14 protein-coding genes are annotated in these 17,406 nt (G+C 53.9%); 11 read left to right on the forward strand and 3 right to left on the reverse strand.

Features of this window, described 5'->3' with window-relative positions; genetic code table 11:
* Positions 1 to 10: 10 nt before the first annotated feature.
* Genes ACZ5PT_RS10735 through ACZ5PT_RS10745 form a run of 3 tightly spaced genes read right to left on the reverse strand, consistent with a single transcriptional unit; the run spans position 11 to position 3,075 of the window.
* Positions 11 to 637 carry a class I SAM-dependent methyltransferase gene (locus ACZ5PT_RS10735; protein ID WP_464263030.1) on the reverse strand — a complete coding sequence of 209 codons (627 nt, stop codon included), beginning with the start codon at positions 635 to 637 and terminating at the stop codon, positions 11 to 13.
* The gene (locus ACZ5PT_RS10740) at positions 627 to 1,667 is read right to left on the reverse strand and encodes a glycosyltransferase family 2 protein (RefSeq protein ID WP_464263031.1); all 1,041 of its coding nucleotides are present in this window, start codon (positions 1,665 to 1,667) and stop codon (positions 627 to 629) included. The genes ACZ5PT_RS10735 and ACZ5PT_RS10740 overlap by 11 nt, the downstream gene beginning before the upstream one ends.
* A gap of 1 nt (position 1,668) precedes the next feature.
* Positions 1,669 to 3,075: a B12-binding domain-containing radical SAM protein gene (locus tag ACZ5PT_RS10745; protein ID WP_464263032.1), complete on the reverse strand. Its 1,407-nt coding sequence runs from the start codon at positions 3,073 to 3,075 to the stop codon at positions 1,669 to 1,671.
* Between the two features lie 258 nt (positions 3,076 to 3,333).
* On the opposite strand from ACZ5PT_RS10745, the gene ACZ5PT_RS10750 reads away from it, so the two are divergent.
* The 11 genes from ACZ5PT_RS10750 (at position 3,334) to ACZ5PT_RS10800 (ending at position 17,334) form a co-directional block, all read left to right on the forward strand.
* Positions 3,334 to 4,572: an ASKHA domain-containing protein gene (locus ACZ5PT_RS10750; protein WP_464263033.1), complete on the forward strand. Its 1,239-nt coding sequence runs from the start codon at positions 3,334 to 3,336 to the stop codon at positions 4,570 to 4,572.
* Between the two features lie 136 nt (positions 4,573 to 4,708).
* Complete coding sequence (gene purH, locus ACZ5PT_RS10755; protein ID WP_464263034.1) at positions 4,709 to 6,274, forward strand: bifunctional phosphoribosylaminoimidazolecarboxamide formyltransferase/IMP cyclohydrolase; 1,566 nt, start codon at positions 4,709 to 4,711, stop codon at positions 6,272 to 6,274.
* 234 nt (positions 6,275 to 6,508) lie between these two features.
* Positions 6,509 to 7,783: a phosphoribosylamine--glycine ligase gene (gene purD / locus ACZ5PT_RS10760; protein WP_464263035.1), complete on the forward strand. Its 1,275-nt coding sequence runs from the start codon at positions 6,509 to 6,511 to the stop codon at positions 7,781 to 7,783.
* 24 nt (positions 7,784 to 7,807) lie between these two features.
* Positions 7,808 to 8,332: a 5-(carboxyamino)imidazole ribonucleotide mutase gene (gene purE, locus ACZ5PT_RS10765; protein ID WP_464263036.1), complete on the forward strand. Its 525-nt coding sequence runs from the start codon at positions 7,808 to 7,810 to the stop codon at positions 8,330 to 8,332.
* A 108-nt stretch (positions 8,333 to 8,440) separates the two neighbouring features.
* The gene (locus ACZ5PT_RS10770; protein ID WP_464263037.1) at positions 8,441 to 8,755 is read left to right on the forward strand and encodes a cytochrome c3 family protein; all 315 of its coding nucleotides are present in this window, start codon (positions 8,441 to 8,443) and stop codon (positions 8,753 to 8,755) included.
* 150 nt (positions 8,756 to 8,905) lie between these two features.
* Positions 8,906 to 10,870 (forward strand): cytochrome c3 family protein, encoded by a 1,965-nt coding sequence (locus tag ACZ5PT_RS10775; protein WP_464263038.1) that lies wholly within the window; start codon positions 8,906 to 8,908, stop codon positions 10,868 to 10,870.
* Between the two features lie 16 nt (positions 10,871 to 10,886).
* Positions 10,887 to 11,984, forward strand: coding sequence for a 6-bladed beta-propeller (locus ACZ5PT_RS10780; RefSeq protein ID WP_464263039.1), 1,098 nt, complete (start codon positions 10,887 to 10,889; stop codon positions 11,982 to 11,984).
* Positions 11,985 to 11,996: 12 nt separating this feature from the next.
* Positions 11,997 to 12,971: a cytochrome c3 family protein gene (locus ACZ5PT_RS10785; protein ID WP_464263040.1), complete on the forward strand. Its 975-nt coding sequence runs from the start codon at positions 11,997 to 11,999 to the stop codon at positions 12,969 to 12,971.
* A 17-nt stretch (positions 12,972 to 12,988) separates the two neighbouring features.
* Entirely contained in the window at positions 12,989 to 14,053 is a 1,065-nt protein-coding gene (locus ACZ5PT_RS10790) for an NHL repeat-containing protein (protein WP_464263041.1), read from the forward strand.
* Positions 14,054 to 14,263: 210 nt separating this feature from the next.
* Entirely contained in the window at positions 14,264 to 14,938 is a 675-nt protein-coding gene (locus ACZ5PT_RS10795; RefSeq protein WP_464263042.1) for a cytochrome c3 family protein, read from the forward strand.
* 122 nt (positions 14,939 to 15,060) lie between these two features.
* Positions 15,061 to 17,334 (forward strand): hypothetical protein, encoded by a 2,274-nt coding sequence (locus ACZ5PT_RS10800; protein WP_464263043.1) that lies wholly within the window; start codon positions 15,061 to 15,063, stop codon positions 17,332 to 17,334.
* Positions 17,335 to 17,406 lie beyond the last annotated feature (72 nt).

Below are 17,406 nucleotides of genomic sequence, written 5' to 3' on the forward strand. Positions count from 1 at the left end.
TTGTCCCTGGTCAGCATTTTTCGGCAACGGCGACGTGGTGCAGGCAGATCGGCCAGAAAAAGAACGGCAGGCTTTTTTGTTTTAGCGGTTTGAGGCCTGCGTTGTCGAGGGCTGTTTTGATTTTCGCCGGCGTCCACTGCATGACGTGCCCAGGGTCATAAAAGGCTTCGCGGAATTTGCCGGTTAACAGCCGTGCGACCATAAACATGAAGTCATTGGGAAAAATTACGATGGCGCACCCTCCCGGTCGCAGCACCCGAGCTATTTCTGCCAGGGCCTGATCGGGGCTGTCGAGATGTTCGATCACTTCGGAAAAAAGCACCGTGTCGAAACTGTTATCGGCAAAGGGGATTTGATAGACGGACCCGGCTTGGACCGGCAACTTATGCTGCTGGCAGATATCGATATTCTCCGCTTCGGTGTCTATGCCGACGATATTCCCTTGTGTAAATTGTTTAACCAGCTTTTCCAGCGTGATTCCTTCCCCGCAACCAGCATCCAGAATGTCCTGACCTTTTATGCGACGGAAGGCCGAATCGTCGCGATAATCCCAGTAGCGAACACCCAAGCCCCCCTTGGCATATTGCTCGCGCTGGTAAATCATCCCCTCTTTATTCAGGTTGGTGTCAACTGGCATCGTCGAGTAACTCCCGGTAACTGAGCTGGTATTGGTTGATGATTGAGCTGAATGTGTCATTGTCGAGTTTCTGTTGCTTTTTAATCTGCGCTCGTTTTCGGAATGCCTTTGGTAGCCCGGCCGCGGCCGCCAGTCCCCCTTTGAGGAGGGCCATTACCAGCTGTCCTTTGTGGCGACTTAGTTCAAACTCGGCTCCGGCACCGCGTCCGGCTAACAGGACCCTGAATTGTACCAGATACCTGCGCAGCGTTTGCCATGGTAGTTGCCAGAGGTAGGAGGCCGGAAATGTTTTGCTCACCAGCCAGTAGTGGTTACGTTCGACCAGAAACAGCTTGAAGGGGGAAAAGGCGCCGCCACTTTGTGAGTATTTGTGGCGGACGATGGCATCTCTTGCCAACAGCGCCTGCCAACCAGCCAGCCGGCCGCGCAGTCCCAGATCGGTATCTTCGCAGTAGGCGAAGAAGTCTTCATCAAACCCGCCGATCTGCTCGAGCATCACGCGGCGGTAGAGGGCGGCGCAGGCGCTCGGCAGCAGAATGTCGAAGGATTCCGGCAGGGCGAGGGAGGAAAAGAGCTGATTGCGGAAAGCTCCGCGTGACATGCCATCGGCACAGATTTTAACGCCCAGGGAGTCGATCCGATCCGGCTCGTCAAAGGCGCAGATGCGACTGCCGACCATACCGACCCTCTCGTTTTGGTCGGCGACTGCGACGAGCGTCTGCAGCCAGTCCGGATCGACCTGGGTGTCGTTATTCAGGGTGATAAGGTACTGCCCGGAGGCTTGGGCAAAGCCGAGGTTGTTGCCTAACGCGAAGCCGGTATTCTCTTGCTGTAAAATTAGTTTGACCGACGGATAGTTGCTGCTGACGAAATCGACGGAGCCATCGGACGAGCCGTTATCCACCAAGATGGTTTCAAAGTTGTGGAAGCTTTGCGCGGCCAAACTGTCGAGGCAGTCGGCAAGGTGCTGCTTGCCGTTCCAGTTGACAATGACAACCGAAGCTTTAATTGAAGTCGCTGCGGCCGCCATCTCAGGTGCTCCTTTGTAACGCGCGAAAACCGTTCCAGAGCGAAACGAACATGGCGGGGTTACGCAACAGACGCGTGGCGTAATCGAACCAGACGCGCGGTTGGCGGTAGAAGTCCCGCAGCAAGTTTTTTTGCGCTGTCAGCAGCTCCTCTTCGGTGAGGCCGAAGGGCACAAAAACGGCGTTGAGCAGGTTCATTTTGCTCCAGTCAGCATCGAAATGGCCGAACTCAGCGACGCGGGACGCCAACTCTGTCGCCGGAAAGGGGGTTAACAGTGAGACACTGATGTCACTTAACGGGAGCCCCAGCGCTAGCTGGTGGGTTTCTATTATCGTTGCTGCCGTTTCACCCGGATGGCCGATGATGAAAAACCCTTTTGCCCGGATTCCGGCCGCTTTGGTCAAGGCCACCGCGGTTCGGATCTGCTCAATACTGACCCGTTTGTGAATCCTCTCCAGAATTTGCTGATTGCCGCTTTCTATGCCATAGCTGATCTGCCAGCAACCGGCTCTTTTCATCAGGGCTAGATTCCCGGCGGTGACTTGACTGATGCGCCCCAGGCAGGACCAGGAAATCCCCAAATCCAGTTCGATGAGCCGTTGGCAGATATCGATCAGCCGCTGTTTGAAGGTGATAAAGGTATCATCTTCGATGCTGAATTCTTTAATGCCGTAATTGTCATGCAGGTGCTGGATCATGGCGACAACATAGTCGGCAGAGTGGGTGTGGCAACTGTGGCCAAAAACCGAGCGATCGCAGAAAATACATTCGTTCGGACAGCCCCGCGAGGTGACGATGGAGGTGCCAGGGGTCTGCAGGGTTTTAAAGGGGGCCGGAGAATATTCGGCCGGAAACCCCGCGAGTAAATCCCACGCGGGTAAGGGGAGGTCATCGAGGCGGTTGATGAACGGTCGGCGCGGGTTGCAGTGGATGGTTCCGTCGCGACGGAATGCCAGTCCGGTCACGGTGGCTGGATCTGACTTGTTTTCGATGACGTCCAGCAGGCAGAGAAAGGTTTCTTCTCCCTCGCCAACGACGGCAAAATCGATGCTCTCGCAGCGCTGCAGGGTTTGCTCCGGGATGGCCGAAACATGTGGCCCGCCCAGCACAATTCGGATGTCGGGACAGCCCTGCTTGGCTTTATCCGCCAGCTCCCGGGCGGCGTTAATCCCGAGCGTAGTTGCCGAGATGGCAAGGATATTTATCCGCTCAGCGCTGAGTCGTTGCAGAATGGTTTCGCTGGGAAGGCTCAGCGCTGCCGCGTCGAGCACTGCGACTGAGTGCCCGGCCTTGCGGGCGATTGCCGCCAGCAGCAGGATGCCAAGAGCGGGGGTGGAACTTCCTGCTCCTTTCAGGTCTCCATAGCGATCTGCCAGCGAGATCGGTGGGGTAACAAAGAGAACTTTCAATGTTTTACCAAGTTTATTCGGGTTAAATGTCTTGTCGTCCGTTCAATTTGCACCATTTGTCGTGCTCCAGACTTGCCGAGCAATATCGGGGATGTTATAGCTCATGCGAGTTTGTTTCGTTCATTGTTACATATTTTTTAACTTCGCGCATAACTAGACGAAATTGCAAGTGGTAATGTCACGTTAAGACAGAAGTGATCAATTAATGGTTGGTCGCTGATCGCTGTCTTGCTAAAAATGTTTTCCGAGGGATTTCCGATGGCGACAACTTCTGCAACTTTTCTGGCTTTGGATCTCGGCACCACCAGCCTGGCGGGGCGGCTCTGCGCCGCTAATGGTCAGATCGTCGCCGAGGTCAGTCTCGATAATCCCCAGCAGATCTTCGGTGCCGATGTCCTGCAACGGCTGGAAGCAGCCTTGGCGGGTCATGCCGCGCAACTCCAGCAGCTGCTGGTTGGTGGGATTAATGCGCTGATTGAGCAACTACTGGCTGAGGCAGGTGGCGAGTCCGCGCAGATTACGGCGGCTGCGGCGGCCGCCAATCCGGCCATCAGCCATCTGCTTGCGGGCCAATCGGTCAAGCCTCTTTTGTCGCCACCGCATCGCCCCGTCTATTGGGCCGGAAATTTTCTCGACTGTGAGGCCCTCGGTGTGGACCTGCCGGTGCCCCTGTATTTATTGCCGCTGGCCAGTGGCTATGTCGGCGGCGATTTGTTGGCGGTACTGCTGGGTGACCCGCCGGGAAATCAACCGACCCTCTATATTGATTTGGGTACCAACGCCGAGCTGGCTCTTTGGAGCGGGCAGGACTGGCTGGTCACCTCGGTGGCGGCTGGTCCGGCTTTTGAGGCGGGCAACCTTGCCTGCGGGATGCGTTACGGGTACGGTGCGTTGATGGATGTGGCGATTGTCAAAGACCGCTTTGCCTTGAGCGTTGCTGGCGGTGGGGTGCCGAAGGGGATTTGCGGCAGCGGCCTGTTTGCGCTGCTCGGTTGTGCGCTGCAAGCTGGTTTGATTACTGCCGATGGTCGGATTCGAGCCGCCGATGAGATCGATTCGAATCTGGCGCGTTATCTGGTCGCTGATGGTGACGCCCAGGCGTTGCAGCTTTACCGCGATGCGCGGACCTGCTTGAGGTTGACGCAAGCCGACCTGCGCGCGTTTCAGCTGGCCAAGGGGGCCGTGCTGGCTGGAGTTAATTGTTTGCTGCAGCGCAAAGGGTTGCGGCCTGAGCAACTTGATGCCGTCAGAATAGCCGGAGCATTGGGGGGCGCGCTGCCGGCAGCGGCATTGAAAGGGGTTGCTATGTTGCCGGAAATCGTGCTAGAAAAGTCCCGTTTTCTGCCCGCTGTGGTCCTCGACGGTCTGATGTCGTTACTGCAGCGGCAAAATGCTACCGAGTATGCACAAACACTGGTTTCGAGCCTTAAGCCTTATCCCTTGTCTGGGACCCCAGCGTTTGAAAATGCATTTCTCGCCAGCCTTGACTTTTCGTAAAAGTCGTTACACTTAAGAATCTAATTGTGTGATTGGACAGTCCAGCGACTGTCCTTTCTTCGTTTTTTAAGTCGTTTTTCCGTTTACGTTATTTACTTTCTCGAACGTTATTTATTTACAGACAAAAGGAGATCCTATGGCAGCCATCAAGCGAGCGTTGATTTCAGTTTCAGATAAGGCCGGTATTCTCGATCTGGCCCGTGAGCTGAACAGCTTCGGTGTTGAACTTCTTTCCACCGGCGGCACGGCAAAGATGATTCGCGATGCCGGTATCCCGGTGATGGACGTTTCCGATTATACCGGTTTCCCGGAGATGATGGACGGTCGGGTCAAGACCCTGCATCCCAAAGTCCACGGGGCGCTGCTCGGCCTGCGCGACAATCCGGAGCATGTTGATGCCATGTCCAAGCATGACATTGAGCCGATCGATATGGTGGTCGTCAATCTCTATCCTTTTGAGGCGACCGTTGCCAAAGAAGATTGTAGCCTGATTGATGCGATTGAAAACATCGATATTGGTGGCCCGACCATGTTGCGTAGCGCTGCTAAAAACAACAAGTTCGTCACTGTGCTGATCGATCCGACCGATTACGAGAAGGTCCTCGCTGAAATGAAGCAGAACAGCGGCGAAGTGTCGGAGGAGACTAACTTCAACTTGGCCGTTAAGGTTTATCAGCACACCGCAGCCTATGATGGCGCCATCTCCAACTGGTTGGGCAAGAAGACCGGTGAAGAGTATGCCGAGTTCGCTCCGACTTTGACCCTGCAGTATCACAAGGCGCAGGGGATGCGTTACGGTGAGAATCCGCATCAGAATGCAGCCTTCTACGTTGAGAAGAATGTGACTGAAGCGTCGATTGCGACCGCCCGCCAATTGCAGGGCAAGGCGCTTTCCTATAACAATATCGGCGATACCGATGCCGCTCTGGAGTGTATCAAGCAGTTCAGTGAAGGTCCGGCCTGTGTCATCGTCAAGCATGCCAATCCCTGCGGTGTCGCGGTGGGTGTCAACTTGCTCGATGCCTACCAGCGCGCTTTTTCGACCGATCCAGAGTCGTCTTTTGGTGGCATTATCGCCTTCAATCGGGAGCTGGACGCCGAGACCGCCAAAGCGATCTGCGAGAAGCAATTTGTCGAGGTGATCATTGCACCGAAGGTTTCCGCCGCAGCTTCCGAGGTTGTTGCGTCAAAGAAAAATGTGCGTTTGCTCGAGTGTGGCGAGTGGCCAGCTGAACCGAGTCAGCGCGCTGACTTTAAGCGGGTCAATGGCGGGCTGCTGGTTCAGGATGCCGACCTGGCATTGAGTGCCGAGCTGAAGGTGGTGACCAAACGTGAGCCGACCGCCGAGGAACTTGATGATCTCAAATTTGCCTGGCGGGTGGCCAAGTTCGTTAAGAGTAATGCCATCGTTTATTGCAAGGACGGCATGACTATCGGCGTTGGCGCAGGACAGATGAGCCGTGTCAATTCGGCCCGTATTGCTGGCATCAAGGCGGAGCACGCTGGGTTGGATGTTAAGGGTGCCGCCATGGCCTCCGATGCTTTCTTCCCCTTCCGTGACGGTATCGACAACGCTGCCGCTGCCGGGATCACTGCCGTGATTCAGCCGGGTGGTTCGATCCGTGATGAAGAGGTGATTGCTGCTGCCGATGAGGCAGGGATTGCGATGGTCTTTACCAGCATGCGGCACTTTAAGCACTAGGAAGCGCGCCTTTTACGCGAACTCGGCGTTGCCCGGCGAAAAGACTTGTGCGGCGTACCTTTCGGTACGCCTCCGCGCCTTTTCTTGGGCGCCTTGATTACGCGTAAAAATCACGCTTCTTCATTCGGCGTTATTGAGTTGGTGTAGGGGCGAGGCATGCCTCGCCCGAGGCGACCTGTAGGTCGCCCCTACAGTTGTTATCTGCTCTGTGGTTCAAACCAAGGAGTTTCAAAGATGAAAGTTTTAGTTGTCGGTGGTGGTGGTCGTGAGCACGCCCTGATTTATAAAATCGCTCAGTCGCCATTGGTCGAGCAGATCTATTGTGCGCCGGGCAATCCAGGTATTGCCGAGCTGGCGGAATGTGTTCACATCGGTGCTGATGAAATTGATGCCTTATGCGACTTCGCCAAGGCTGAAGCGATCGATCTGACCGTGGTCGGCCCGGAAGTGCCGCTGACCATGGGGATTGTCGATACCTTTCAGGCTGCCGGTCTGGATGCCTTTGGGCCGAACAAGGCTGCCGCGCAGATTGAGGGGAGTAAAGGTTTTTCCAAGGATCTGATGGCCAAGTACAATATTCCGACTGCTGCCTATAAGTCCTTTACCGAGCATGCCGATGCCGTCGCCTACATCAAGGAGCAGGGCGCACCGATTGTGGTCAAAGCCGATGGCCTGGCCGCCGGCAAGGGCGTTATTGTCGCCATGAGCGAAGCGCAGGCAATCTCGGCGGTTGACGATATCATGCTCGATAAGGTTTTCGGCAGTGCTGGTGCCAGCGTTGTCATCGAAGAATTCATGGACGGGGAGGAGGCATCCTTTTTTGCCTTTACCGACGGTAAGAATATCCTGCCGCTGGCGTCGTCACAGGATCACAAGCGTGCTTTTGATGGTGATGAGGGGCCGAATACCGGCGGCATGGGGGCTTACTCTCCGGCACCGGTGGTGACAGAGGAACTGCACGATCTGATCGTTGAAACCGTGGTTAAACCGACTATCGCTGGCATGGCTGCCGATGGCTGCCCTTACAGCGGAATCCTTTACGTCGGTCTGATGATCAAGGATGGCCAGCCGCGGGTGGTGGAATATAATGCCCGTTTTGGTGATCCTGAGGCGCAACCGTTGCTGATGCGGATGAAGTCGGATATCGTCCCGGTGTTGCAGGCGTGTGCGCGTGGTGAATTGCAGCAGGACTCCATCGAGTGGCATGAGAAGGCTGCGGTTTGCGTTGTTATGGCCAGTGGCGGTTATCCGTCTGCCTTTGATAAAGGGTTGGCAATTTCCGGACTGGAGGATGCTGCACAGATCGACGAATTGATGGTCTTTCACGCCGGAACCAGTTTTAAAGATGGCCAGGTGGTTAATAATGGCGGCAGGGTGCTTGGGGTGACCGGACTCGGTGACACCGTTAAGGCTGCCATCGACAAGGCCTATCAGGGTGTTGCTGCTATTGATTGGCAGGACGTTCATTATCGCAAGGATATCGGCGCACGTGCGCTGAATAGAGATTAGTCAGAGAATTTGAGGAGTCGGATAATGAGTGATAAAAAGCCGTTGGTTGGGATTTTGATGGGCAGCGACAACGATTACGGGATTATGGCTGAATCGGCTAAGATTCTGAAGCAGTTTGATATCCCTTTTGAGATGATAGTCTCTAGTGCCCACCGTACCCCGGAGCGGACTGCGACTTATGTCAGCGGTGCCCGCGATAACGGTATCAAGGTGTTGATTGCTGGCGCCGGCGCGGCAGCCCACTTAGCTGGCGTGGTTGCTGCGGAAACGACCTTGCCGGTTATTGCTGTGCCGATTGATGCAACTTCGTTGCAGGGCTTGGACGCTCTGTTGGCGATGGTGCAGATGCCGGCGGGGATCCCGGTGGCGACCATGGCGATCGGCCCGGCCGGAGCTCGGAATGCGGGGATATTTGCCGCGCAAATCCTGGCAACTGAAGACAATGAGTTGGTCGGTAAGCTGTCGGAGTTTAAGCGTGAAATGGCGGCAGGAGTGGTTGTTAAGTCGGATAAGGTGCAGGAGAAGTTAGCCGCTGACGGACTGATCTGAAAAGTTTGAAATCGTATACAATATACAGTTTTTCAGTTGACACTCGTACGGGTGATGACTAAATTGTCGTTGGACATGATTTTTTAACATTAAAGGGAGGATCCACCAATGAAGAAGATGCTCGTACTGCTGGCAATTGTTGCCTTCGTTGCTTCTACCGTTTTTGTTGCGGTTGCTGACAACGGTCCTGCTGTCATCAAGATGGAAGTCAAGATGGGGGCTGTCACTTTCGATCACGCCAAGCACCAAGGCTTGACTGACTGTGCCGCATGTCACCACACCGGTGATTACGCAAAGTGCAAGAGCTGTCACGATGCTAAGCCTGAAGTTGCCAAGTCGAAAAAAGTTTATCACAAGCAGTGTAAAGACTGTCACAAGAAGCAGAGCGGACCAACCAAGTGTAAAGGTTGTCACGTTAAATAAATTGCTTGTTGTAGTACCTGGTTAGTCAAGAAAGCCGATCCGGAATTTACGGGTCGGTTTTTTTTATTTAATTAGTAGAAAAGGTGGTGCATTTCTTGTATAGTTAGCCTTGGCTCATAAGAGTGCTGTAATGGGTCGGGAGGTTATACAATGTTTCGTGCGGTTTCGTTTTGCATTTTGCTAGCACTTTTTTTGCTCGGTGGCACCCTTTCTGCCGTGGCCGATGAGACTTGTGTTACATCGACCTGTCACGCTAATTATGGTCAAGGACAGTATGTCCACGGCCCGGTTGCTGCGGCCAGTTGTCAAATCTGTCACCGTCAGAAAAGCGACCGGCATCCGCAGACAGTAAAGGCCTTTGAGCTGATTGATCAGGGGCCGGAACTGTGTTACCGCTGCCATCGCAGTAAGACGGGCAACGATCCGGTTGTTCATCCGGTTGTCGAGGAAGGCTGTACCGGTTGCCACTCCCCCCATCAGGGCGAAACTCAATATTTTCTTTACGGAGAGGATACTGCTCTTTGCTACCGATGCCATGAAGACAAAACCACGGGGCGTAAAGTTGTCCACCCGATAGTTAATGATGGTTGTCTAGGTTGCCATAAGGCCCATTCGGGGGCTGCTGCCGGTATGCTGTCGGCTGCTGGAGCCGAATTTTGTTTGACCTGCCACGAAGATCCTGGCGCGGGAAAAGCTGTATTGCATACCCCGGTTAGGCGTGGTGACTGTATCTCCTGCCATGATCCTCATGCCACCGATTCTCCATTTATGTTGCCCGGTGAAGGGCAAGAGATGTGTTTCAGCTGTCACGAGGACTTTCTTGCCGGTAAGTCCGTGGTGCACCCGATTATCGAAGAAGGTTGTAGTGCCTGCCACGACCCACATGGCGATGCCGCAGCCTTTATGTTGAAAGCGGAAGGTGCCGCACTTTGCTATCTGTGCCATGAAAGCAAAGCCGATGGCGGAGGCACAGTCCATCCCCCGGTAGCTTCTGGAGATTGCACTGGTTGTCATGATCCTCATGCGACCAATAATAAGGCGTTGCTGCTGGCGCCCGGCAGTGAGCTTTGTTCTCTTTGTCACGAAAGCAAAACCGCCGGCAAGGCTTATGCACACGGCCCGGTTGGTGCTGGGGCCTGTACTGATTGTCACGACCCGCACCAAAGTAAAGAACCGGCGTTGTTGCCCTCGACGGGAGCCGATCTTTGTTACGAGTGCCATGACAGTATGGTGGCTGAGAAATTTGACCACGAGCCGGTCGCTAATGGTGCCTGCGCCGATTGTCATGATGTTCATGCAACCGATTATAAATTTCAGCTTTTGGCCCCGGGCAATGATCTCTGCTACCTCTGTCATGTCGATAAGCAGGGCTTGATCGATATGGAAAACGTGCATCCTGCGGTAACCGAAGGCTGTACCTCTTGTCATAATCCCCACACCGGCAAGGCTCCAGCGATGTTGCCAGCCGAAGGGGTGGCGTTCTGTGCTGATTGTCATGCCGATATTGCTCATACGGCCACCAACGCCAAGGCCCCGCACGCGGCAATGGATGATGGTTGTATCGTCTGTCATGATCCCCATGGCAACGGGAACCTGCGAATGTTTACCGCGCCGGAAAAAACTTTCTGTGTCAGTTGCCACGATGCGATCGGCGAGCAGATGGCTGTTGCCAAAAGTCAGCACCAGCCGGTTGCCGAAGGGGTTTGTTGGGGCTGCCACGACCCGCACGGTTCCGATTATTTCCGGATTCTTAAGGCGAGTTATCCTGAGCCCTTTTATACCGGTTTTGACGAGGATGATTATCGGCTTTGTTTCATGTGCCATGACAGTCGGGCCTTCCTCTACGAGCGAACCTCGGAGCTGACCGGCTTCCGCAACGGTGACCGCAATCTACATTTTCTGCACGTCAACAAGGCAACCAAGGGGCGGGTGTGTAAAACCTGTCACGGGGTTCATGGCGCTGATCAGAAGAAGTTGGTGAAGAGCAAGATTCCCGGTTTCGGCCGCTGGGAGATTCCGATCTATATCCAAGAGAGCGACAGTGGAACAACCTGCACCGTTGGTTGTCATAAGCCGAAAACCTACGATCCGGTTCGGCCGTTCCCGAATGATTAAGGGTGGAGCATAAAAGATGAGCTTCCGTTTTGTATTGTTGCTGCTCTTGCCATTGTTGCTAAACGCCTGCGCTTCGCAACCGCAGGTGGCGAGCAAGCGGTTTTTCTGGCCGATAGGCAGCCCGCAGCCGAAGATCGAATATGTCAAGTTTTTTGCTGCCGACCAAGATGTCTGGCCGGCGGAAAGCGCCTTTGCTCAAGCTGTTCTCGGCATCGAGGCGGGGGTGGCTATTTTTGCTTCGCCACGTGGTATCGATACCTTTGGTGGCAAACGTTTTGCCGTGGCCGATATGGGCAAGCGGCAGTTGCTGATTGCGGATCTTGAGGCTGGTGAGATTCGCACCCTGCATGATCGGGATGACGAAATTTTTCGTTTTCCGATGCCGATGGGAGTCGCATATGACGATCAGGGCGGCGGCTATGTTTCTGATACGTCAACCGGGTCTATCTTTCGTTTTAGTCCGTCGGAGGTGGTTGTCGCTGAGTTCGGCAAAGGCCAGTTGAACAGACCGAACGGGATGGTTTTCGACGCTGTGCACCGTCGGCTCTATGTCGCTGATACCTTGAATCACCAAATTGCGGTTTACAGTGCCGACGGTCAACCGTTGGCGCGACTCGGCAAGCGCGGCTCAGCCCCAGGGGAGTTCAATTTCCCGCTTGATCTCGATCTTGGCCCAAATGGCGAGCTTGTGGTGCTGGATAGCCTTAATGCGCGCGTTCAAGTGCTCAAACAGGACGGCAGTTTTATCCGCATGTTCGGCGAGCGGGGGACCGCTCTCGGGTCTTTCCAGCTGCCCAAGGCAATTGCTGTCGATGGCTTTGGCCACATTTATGTGACCGACAGTCGGGCTCACCGCTTTGTTACCTTTGATATGCAGGGGAATTATTTACAAACCATCGGTGGGCGATCAGTGGTTGTTGGTGGCGCGGTGCACCCTGGGGGATTTGACTTCCCGCAGGGGATTGCTGCCGATGCCAGCGGCGCTTTTTTTGTTGTCGATGCCCTGAGCAAGATGGTGCACCAGTTCCAGTTTTTAAGTGAGGCGTATCTAAAGAATAATCCGATTGGTAGCGATGAGGTTTATGTCCCGACTGATTTTAAAGAGCAGAGATAAATGGAGAAATTTATGCTCAGAATCATGATTCTGACGATTGTTGTTGTTTTGAATTGCGCCAGCTTTTCCGCAGCCCTTGAAATTCTTTATCCGGGCAATGAGACCTATATTAACCGCTCTGAAGCCTTGGTCATTAAGGCTGGAGAAGGGGTTGATGGGTTGGTTGTCGAAATCGCCGGCGAGACCAGCGATTTGATCGATATCTCCGGGGAGCAGTACCGTGCGGTCTTTCAGGATATGTTGATTCTGCAGCCGGTTTTTGACCCCGGAGAGAATCGGGTCAAGGTGCGTGGTTATCAGCAAGGCGAGATGATTGCGGAGACCGAAGTTAAGTTCTTTTTGCGTGCCGATCAGCTAGCCCCTCCACCGGAGGGCTTTCGCCGTTTCCTGATGCACGTTCCGGAAAAAGAGGCGGCTTGTGTTGCCTGTCATGATCTGAGCCCAAACGAAGCCGCAATGGATCTTCCTTCAGCGCAGAAAAATCCCTGCGTCACCTGTCATCGCGGCATGTTGCGCCCGGAATGGTCGCATGGTCCGGCCGGGGCCTATGAGTGCGGTTCTTGTCATGAACTGCAAAATGACAAGGGGCGTTTTCGCGAACGGACCATTCATGCCGATCTCTGTAACGAGTGTCATCAGGATATCGTTGATGAATATCTTGGGCAGAAAAATGTCCACGGGCCGGTTGAGGCAGGCTTGTGTAATACCTGCCATGATTCCCATGCGACGCCACATCAGGGGCAGTTGGTAGCAGAGGTTAACGAGCTCTGCCTCGGTTGCCATGAAAAGATCGATGAGGGGGTACATGTCGGGCGCGGGGTGACGGGCCGCTCACATCCGCTCAGCGGTCCCAAGGATCCGCTTCGTGCTGGGCGAGAGTTTTCCTGTGTTAGTTGCCATAATCCGCATGGTGGCAAGGGGCGCTGGTATTTTGTTGGCGGGGTACAGGGTCGTTTTGCCTTGTGTCAGAAATGTCATCGGAAATAGATGTGACGGAGGACGATGTGAAGAACAGATCTTTTTTGCAGCAGCTTTTCTTGCTCGCCGGATTGTTGTTTTTGCTTTCCGGCTGTGCTACGCCCTCCGCGCCACGGATTCTCTGGCCGGCACCGCCGCAGACTCCCAAGTTAGAATGGATCGGCGTCTATTATGCTGAGAGTCAGTTAGAGACGTCCGCCGGAGCGCGGGCTCTTGAGGCCCTGTTGGGAGAGAGCGGCAAAAAGCTGCTGTTCCCCTGGGGGATCGCCGCTGATGGCAAGGGGCGGGTTTATGTGTCCGATCCGGGACAGGCAAACGTTCTGATCTTTGATTTCAATGCGCGTAAGGTCGGTTTACTTTTTGAGCGGATGGACGGCAAGCCCTACGGGGTGACGGTCGACAATTCCGGAAAGATTTATGTCGTTGTCCCCGAGAACAAAAATATCGTGGTGATGGCTGCCGATCACCGCCCTCTGTTTTCTTTCGGTGAACAGGTGCTAGAAAAACCGCTCAAGGTTGTTGTCGATGATGTTCGGCAGAGAATCTACGTCTCAGATATCGCCGCACACACAATTGAAGTTTTTGATCTGCGGGGGCAGCATCTGCAGACCCTTGGTGGGGAGGGTCTTGCGTTGGGGAAGTTGCGCGCTCCGTCTGGGGTAGCGGTAGATAAATCCGGCAATCTGTTTGTTACCGAAATACTTAATGCGCGGGTTCAGGTTTTTTCTCCCGAAGGGGAGGCGCTCTATTTCTTCGGTCAGCGCAGTGACCAGCGTTCAGGTTTCGAGATGCCCAAGGATCTCGCTTTTGACAGTGAAGGCAACCTGCATATCGTCGATTCTCGCAAGTCCGCTTTGCTTAGCTACACTCCCAAAGGGGATTTTTTGCTCTATACCGGTATGGATGGCCCGACCGGGAAGGCGATCGGTTTTGCCAGTCCAAATTCTATCTTTATCGATAAGCAGGATCGGATTTATATCGCCGATATGCTGAATAAGCGGTTTGCTGAATGGCAATACCTGAATGCGGATTACCTGCGTTCCCATCCGGTGACCGAGCAGGACTTGCAGTATTACCAGCAAAAAGACTGAGGTGAGAGGAGTGGCGAAATCGCTGGCAGGTCCGGGGGATCGCGTGTTTTTGCTCGGGTAGCGCATTGCGGGGACGATATTGCTGACTTTCTGTCTGGTATGAAATGTGCAACAAGGGGGATAGTAGTAGGTTTTATTAATTAGGAGTAGTCAATAGTAGTAAGAAGGTCCAATCAACATTTCCCGAACAGGGAAAAACATGGAGGCAAGATGATGAAAAATGTATGCGTAATGCTCATAGTGCTGTTGCTGGCGTCTTCGTCGGCAATGGCGGCAAGTATCCTAAACTCGGCTCATGACATGTCCGGCCTTTCGACTTTTACGTCACCGGTCGATGGGACGCAGTATGGCTCAGATAATACTGACCGTTTGTGTGTCTTCTGTCACACCCCGCACGCGGCACTTTCCACTGTGCCGCTCTGGAACCGCAACGCTGATGCTCTAGTTGCTCCGGTCGTTTATACGAGTACCACTTTCGATGCAACGATGGTTCTCGCCACGGGTGACACGCTGCTCTGCATGAGCTGCCATGACGGTGCGATGACGGAAAACCTGGTTAACCTGAATGGTGCTACCGGTGTCCTGGCGGACACTGTAACTACTAGGACTCTGACTTTGGCTGCGGGTCCAGCCTTGCTCGGTGTTAACTTCACCAACGACCATCCGGTCGGCTTTGCCTATAATACCGGCGGCGCCGGTCTGAAGCCGGTCGGCACTGCCGACGGTGCGGACGACGACCCGGCTGACTTGACGTTTGCCGGTGACGTCTGGTGTTCTTCCTGTCACGATGTTCACGATCCGGGGACCGAAGTGGCTGGCACGAAGCCGTTCCTTCGGACCACCAATACCCAGTCGGCCCTGTGCCTTGCCTGCCACGATAAGTAACCGCTAGGCCCATCGAGTTGCATACATACGGAGCTGAAGGGGAAATCCTTCAGCTCCGTGATGTATGTGGCAAGGCACGCTGTCTAAAGTTTGACCGACAATTTTTTTTGTCAGGACCTTCGATGCTTCTAAGGTTTAACCTCATATTTTCTCTGCTTGTTCTGCTGCTGATGGCGAGTTCGTCGTATGCGCTGGAGCATGACTGGAGTGGCTCTGCAGCGTTGCGTTATGCTGAGCATGACGTCGAGGAGGACGGGGAAAATGTTCAGAGTGCCAGTCACTTTGTGCAGCAGTACTCGTTGCTCTGGCAGGGGGCTGGTAAGCTCAGCGAGGGGCGAGCTGGGGAGTATGATCTGGCGCTGGGGTATCAATGGAATCAGGTTGATACGGAAATAAATGGTGCCGAGGTCGCTATCGACAATCCGCTCGATAAAATTCTCTTCAAGGGGGATCTGCTGCTGGCCCCTGGCGGTTTGCCGTTCCGGCTGCATTTATACTCATTCGATATGGATAGCCCAAGTCTGGAGACCCGGGAGCTCGGGGAGTTGTTCAGTGGTCAAGAGTCTGATAATCAATCGGGAATTGTTGCCGGAGTGCAGAGCGGTTCGCGTGTGACCACCGGACTGACCTTGATGGCCGGGGTCAAGAATGGTGCTTACCGTGGTACCTACCGGGATGTGCTCAATGCGATGCCGAAACTGTTTATTGATTTTCGCCAGACGGAGGTCAGGGATATCGAGGGCCCGACCCCCCTTCACTATACCGACCGTGATCTGGCCTTTGTCTCGCTGAATAAGAATAAAAACTGGTTTCATTATCGTTTTTATACCCATGATGACAAAATTGACCCGAGCAATGATTACGAAGAGCAGACCTATCTGCTGGGGACCATCGACCATGTCAACCGCCGGCAATGGGTCGATTTGACCAACTGGATCCAGGTGTCCACCGATATCTCCTATTCCGAAACAACTCCGAGCCAGAATGCTACGGAATCATATCAAGAGCGATATGATTATAATCTGTTCACGGCTGCCCAAAGGTCTGACTGGCGTGGTGGAGCCTATACCTCATTCAGCCGGATCCGTGACGCTAATTCTGTAGAGAAGCGTTTAGAGGTCCCTGTGTTTGCCAATGGTCGGTTGAATCGAGAGACGACCTGGCGGGTGCGACTGGAGACGGCAAGTGACGAGAGTCGTTCAGCCGTGGGCGGTACTGAGAGTTCGCGGAACAGCCTTTTCTTGGCGTCTCGAATCGAGGCTTTTACCCAGTCCCGCTATATTGTATCGCCAACCTTGGATTTGGAGCACAAGGATGGCACGGATGGTCAGGGTCATGCGTTGCGTGTCGGAATCGAGGCTTACAATAACCAGCGCTACCGGACACCGACAGAGCTGTTCGGGTCCTATTCGGTTGCCCTGATTGAAGGAACCGCAGAAAGCGGGCAGGATGTTTCCTATTGGGAGCAGCAGCTTAAGGGGCAGGTTTCCAGCGATTTGACCTCCGAGCTGCGCACCTCGTTTGATCAGGAGCTGGTTTATGGGTCGGGGACCTATGATGGTTCGACGGTCGATTTTATCCAAGCCAGTATTGATGCCATTAGTTCTGACAGTAGTAGTGCCAGTGGGGGCGTTGATGGGACTTACTATCGTTCCATAAGCAGTTGGTCGCTGGACCATCGGCCGGCCAGCAGGATCTATAACCGACTGGAGCTTACGTATGATTATGTCGACTCGCCAGCCGCTTCTGGCGGGCAGTTTTCGGTTGTTCATAATGTTAATTATTATGGCCGTTCTGTCACGGCATCAATGGATAGTGAGTTGATTGTCGGCAGTGTGTTGGACGGACCTAGTGCCGATGCGGGTCTGCTTGACGGTGGTTCTCTTGTTCGGCAGGGCGGGGCTGTAGAAAAAAGTTTTGCCAGTTCTGGCCGGATTGATTATTTGCCCGGCAGAAACCATCAGAATGGTTTGAAGCTGGAATTTGAATGGAGAGAGTTTGAGGCCGGTGATTCTGATCAGCGCTATCTACTGACCCAGGAGTACAAATACACCTTCTGGAAGGATCGTGGCTTGTTGCGTAGGCTTGCTGCGGTGGGCGAAGAGTTTGAATATGAGGATTACACTCAGGTGGGTGGGCAATCGGATTCATCGTATAGTTTTACTCTTTTCTCGGAAATTTATCCAACCCGTCAGACCTTGCTCAGCGCCAAATTACGTTATGAGTTTGACACCGTTGCGGAGACCGGTACCATGCTGGTCTTCCTTTCCGCTGGTATTGATTTCTCCAAGTTTCAGGTGGAATTCGACTACGCATACGGGACCCGGACAGCCGGAATCAGTCAGCCTGAGCGGGTCGAGCACAAGTGGGAAATGCAGGTTAAAAAGACCTTCTAGCGATCACTTGAAATATGGATTGGCTGGCCAGTGGCGTATTGACGTGACTGGTTTTTTTGTGCTTAGTGATGG

The organism is Desulfuromusa ferrireducens (assembly GCF_055389805.1).